General features: G+C 48.4%; 3 protein-coding genes. All 3 read left to right on the top strand.

From position 1 onward, the window contains the following. On the top strand, positions 1-763 hold a 763-nt coding region (locus Q0413_RS07205), incomplete at its 5' end, for a KpsF/GutQ family sugar-phosphate isomerase (RefSeq protein WP_298988315.1). 8 nt (positions 764-771) lie between these two features. After that, positions 772-1533 (top strand): pseudouridine synthase, encoded by a 762-nt coding sequence (locus Q0413_RS07200; RefSeq protein WP_298988316.1) that lies wholly within the window; start codon positions 772-774, stop codon positions 1531-1533. Between the two features lie 19 nt (positions 1534-1552). Further along, positions 1553-2026 (top strand): Cys-tRNA(Pro) deacylase, encoded by a 474-nt coding sequence (ybaK, locus tag Q0413_RS07195; protein ID WP_298988312.1) that lies wholly within the window; start codon positions 1553-1555, stop codon positions 2024-2026. Positions 2027-2430: the final 404 nt, after the last annotated feature.

Raw genomic sequence — 2430 nt, 5'->3', positions numbered from 1 at the left:
TACGCCGTCGTTTTTCGTCCACCCTACCGAGGCACTGCACGGAGATTTGGGCATGATCGGTAAGGACGACATGGTGCTTGCGATCAGCTTTAGCGGCGAAAGCGAGGAGCTGGTTAGGATCCTGCCTCACCTCAAACGCTTCGGTGTGAAGATAATTGCGATGACGCGCGATAAAAATAGCTCGCTCGGCAAGGTTAGCGATGAGTTCATAAGCCTAAATATCATCAAAGAGGCCTGCCCGCTAGGTGCTGCGCCGACGGTTTCTACGACGCTAACGCTCGGTTTGGGCGACGCGTTAGCGATCTGTTTGATGAGGCAGCGTAGATTCGGTAAGGAGGATTTTGCAAATTTTCACCCGGGCGGCAGCCTCGGCAAGCGGCTTTTCGTCAAAGTAAAAGACGTGATGCAAAGCAAAAATTTACCGGTCGCAAGCCGCAACGCCAGCCTAAAACAAGCTATCGACGTTATGACGCACGGAAAGCTCGGCACCGTCTTGTTAGTGAACGAAAAGGGTGCGCTCGAGGCGATCTTGAGCGACGGCGATCTGCGCCGCGCGCTGATGCGAGAGGATTTTGATATCAATGATGGCGCGCTAAAATATGCCACCAAAAATCCTAAAATGCTAGACGATAAAAATATGCTCGCAATAGATGCGCTAAATTTGATCGAGCAATTTAAAATCCAAGTTCTGCCCGTAGTCGAAAACGGCGTGCCTGTAGGGATCTTGCATATCCATGATCTAACGAGCTTGGGGCTAAAATAATGCAAAAGATGCGTCTGAATAAATTTATCTCTCATAACACCGCCTACTCACGCCGTGAGGCGGACGAGTTAATCAAGCAGGGCAAAGTTAGCATTAACGGTCGCGTCGTTAGCGATTTTATAGAGGTTAGCGGCGAGGAGAAGATCCGCATCGGCTCGCGCCTTATCAAGCCCAAAACGGAATTTACGATGATCGTTTATAACAAGCCGAAAGGCGAGTTAGTTACTAAAAAAGACGATCGCGGCAGGCGGACGATTTACGATAGCTTGCCGGAGGGATTTAGTAGATTTGTTAGCGTGGGGCGTTTGGATTTCGTAAGCGAAGGGCTTTTGCTGCTAACCGATGCGCCCGCGATCGCTACGGCGCTGATGAACAGTGACATCGAGCGAGAGTACTATCTAAAGGTAAAAGGTGAGGTGAAAGAGGAGGTCGTAACGGCGATCCGCGAAGGCTTTTTCGCCGCAGATGCGAGCAAGGGCGCTCACGCCAAAAGCAAGATAAAATCGATGGAATTTAAGCCCTTCTTAGGCTACCGCATAATGCCTAGCAGCGGCGGTTATACGAAGATAAAGGCGATCATCAACGAGGGGCAAAACCGCGAGCTGCGTAGATTTTTCGGCTATTTTGATCTGGACGTCGTGGAGCTTAAGCGCACGGCATTCGGTAGAATGACGCTTGGGACGTTAAAGCCTGGCAAATGGCGCTATTTCGATCAGAGCGAATACGAAGATCTGCGCGATTTTTTGAAAGAAAACAAAATCCGCTATTAAATTTAAGAAAAGAGGCGAAATGAGCTCAAAGACGAATGCCGCGCGCGTACTGGACGGTCTGAAAATCTCCTACGAGATCAAAGAATATGCGGTTGATTCTTTAAATTTAGACGCGGTGCATGTTGCAAACAGCGTGAACGAGCCGATCGAGCGGGTTTATAAAACGATAGTTTGCACGGCGGATCACGAATACGTCGTGGCCTGCCTGCAAGGCGATCTAAATTTGGATCTCAAGGCGCTTGCGCACATCTGCGGCGCGAAACGTTGCGAGCTGATGGATTTGAAGGATTTGCAAAAGGTCACGGGCTATGTCAGGGGCGGCTGCTCGCCGCTTGGGATGAAAAAGCACTTCCGCACTTTCATCGATGAAAAAGCGTTAACGCAGGAGAAAATTTACGTTAGCGCAGGCGTGCGGGGAAAACAGATCGCCCTCGCGCCGAAAGACCTCGCAGCCGCAACCGAGGCGCAAATTTGCAAAATTACTCACGACTAACCCGGCGTTATTTTTGCTGCCGCCTGCGTAAATAACGCCGGCGGCAAGCTGGCTAAAATTTATACCGCGAAATTTTGGCTTTTAAAATTTGGCGTTGTGCCATTTATTAAAACAAACTCCTGCGCGGCAAGAAAATACAAATCAAATTAATTTCGTAAAATTTTTATTGTTAAAATTCTAAGTACCGCGCGCCGCAAATATCTTAAACGAGATGACGAGCACGCGGGGTGCGAAGCAAATCCTTTAAAGAGCATATTTTGTGCGTGATCTGTTTTGTTCGCTACAAAATTTAGCCTTTCGGCGCTCGCATTATTTGCGATAAAATTTTAAAATTTTATCGCAAATTTTATACGTCTCGCGCCTATTTTTTGAAAAGCTCAGAGACGTTTGGGGCTTGCTTTTCT

The sequence above is a fragment of the uncultured Campylobacter sp. genome (assembly GCF_938045465.1).
In the GTDB taxonomy this organism is placed as follows: domain Bacteria; phylum Campylobacterota; class Campylobacteria; order Campylobacterales; family Campylobacteraceae; genus Campylobacter_B.
Note: the sequence above shows the minus strand (reverse complement) of the source record. Positions and strands in the feature narration are given on the sequence as shown.

What these genes read in the sequence shown, in the direction of transcription:
- Q0413_RS07200 (WP_298988316.1), top strand. Translation starts at nt 772, where the DNA reads ATGCGTCTGAATAAATTTATCTCTCATAACACCGCCTACTCACGCCGT.
- ybaK (WP_298988312.1), top strand. Translation starts at nt 1,553, where the DNA reads ATGAGCTCAAAGACGAATGCCGCGCGCGTACTGGACGGTCTGAAAATC.